We start from the raw sequence: 498 nt of genomic DNA, 5'->3' as shown, positions 1-498 counted from the left end.
CATCGTTTCCACCGCATTTTTCACCTGTTCCTGTACCGCTTTCCCCACGTCCGGAATATAGGAACCGAACTTGACGAGAATGGAGACCTCGATCGACAGCCCCTCTTCGAACTCCACGCGAATTCCCTGGCGCGGATTTTTCCGGCCGAGAAACTGGCTGATATCGTCAACGACACCGCCACTCATGCCGGCGACACCGTCCACTTGGACCACAGCCAAACCCGCGATAATTTGAATCACTTCCGGAGCAATCTCGATCTTACCCAAATCCGTCGATTGATACTCGTTACTCATTTTCGCTCTTTCGCTCCTCATCGAGATTGGTGGTTTCCAGGAATTGAATGTGCACATCCCCTTCCACAAACCGAGGGTGGTTTAATACCTTCAGGTGAAAGGGAATCGTCGTCTTGACGCCTTCGATGGCAAACTCATTCAGGGCTCGGGTCATTCGACGGATCGCCTCATCCCGATCCTTCCCCCAGGCGATTACTTTGGCAA

At 52.6% G+C, this 498-nt stretch carries 1 protein-coding gene and 1 pseudogene; both read right to left on the bottom strand.

Translation table 11 applies throughout. The features are described 5' to 3' along the window. Positions 1–294: Asp23/Gls24 family envelope stress response protein (locus RZO55_RS02775; protein ID WP_318062769.1), on the bottom strand; the 294-nt coding region annotated here is incomplete at its 3' end. Continuing rightward, positions 287–498: pseudogene (locus tag RZO55_RS02770) on the bottom strand (acetyl-CoA carboxylase biotin carboxylase subunit); the annotation flags it as partial. The pseudogene RZO55_RS02770 and the gene RZO55_RS02775, both read right to left, overlap by 8 nt.

This window comes from Clostridium boliviensis (genome assembly GCF_033342255.1).
GTDB classification, from domain to species: Bacteria; Bacillota; Clostridia; order Lachnospirales; family Lachnospiraceae; genus Lacrimispora; species Lacrimispora boliviensis.
The sequence above is the reverse complement of the archived record's forward strand: the minus strand, read 5'-3'. Positions and strand labels throughout refer to the sequence as shown.